Genomic DNA, 1,221 nt, shown 5'->3' with positions numbered 1-1,221 from the left:
TAAAGATAAATATGCCAAGCCGGTCGGTTTCTATGTCATTAATTTTGATGATCCACGCCACAGTCACCGGTGTAATCCGCTTAATCCCTCATTCCTGTCTGATATTGCGGATGCCTATGAATCAGCTTATGTGATCATGCTCAACTTGAATAAGAGTTGGATTCAGAAGCAGGGGGACTTTTTTGTGGAAAGCCCGATTGTGCTCTTCGCTGCCGTGATCTGATATTTGAAAATTTTTGAAAACGGACAGTACTGCACCTTCCCGCATGCCATCGAGCTGTTGAATAAGCCATATTCCGACCTGTTCACTATCCTTACCTCTTACCGGGAGCTGGAAAATTATCTTTCTCCGTTTATGGATGCCTGGAAAGGCGGTGCGATGGAGCAGCTCCAAGGCCAGATAGCTTCCACCAAAATTCCACTGTCCAGGTTGATTTCACCTGCCCTTTACTGGATCATGACCGGAGATGACTTCACGCTGGATATCAACAATCCGGATGCCCCCAAAGTACTGTGCGTAGGCAATAACCCTGACCGCCAGAACATTTATTCGGCGGCATTGGGGTTGTACAATGCCCGTATCGTCAAGATGGTGAACCGGAAAGGCAAGCTCAAATGTTCCATCCTGGTGGACGAGGTTCCAACTATTTATTTTAAAGGGCTTGACACGTTGATAGCCACCGCCCGGAGCAACAAGGTGGCTGTCATGCTCGGTGCCCAAGACTACAGCCAACTCGTTAGGGATTACGGCGATAAGGAGGCGCGTGTGATCCAAAATACAATCGGTAATATTTTTGCCGGGCAAGTAGTGGGTGAAACCGCAAAGAATCTCTCGGAAAGGTTCGGAAAAGTACTCCAGCAGCGCAAGTCCATCAATATAACCAGGGAGGACACCTCGACCAATATCTCTACCCAGCTCGACTCGCTCATCCCCGCCTCCAAGATATCCAACCTCTCGCAGGGGGAGTTTGTCGGTTCGGTCTGCGACAGTTTCGATGAAAAGATAAATCAGAAGATATTCCATGCCGAAATCATAGTGGATAACGAACAGGTAGCCGCGGAAACGAAAGCCTACCGGAAAATCCCGGTGATCACGGACTTTACCGGTGCGGACGGTAAGGACCACATGGAAGAGGAAATCGAAAGGAACTACTATCAAATCAAAGAAGATGTGGCGCAGATTATTGAAAAAGAACTGCTCCGCATTGAGAATGATCCCAA

At 48.1% G+C, this 1,221-nt stretch carries 1 pseudogene; it reads left to right on the top strand.

What is annotated here, in order from left to right:
- Positions 1–1,221, top strand: a pseudogene (locus ACGHVY_RS24775) (TraM recognition domain-containing protein); the annotation flags it as partial.

Source organism: Bacteroides sp. f07 (assembly GCF_042854785.1).
Lineage (GTDB): Bacteria > Bacteroidota > Bacteroidia > Bacteroidales > Bacteroidaceae > Bacteroides.
This window is presented reverse-complemented; position numbering and strand designations above follow the sequence as displayed.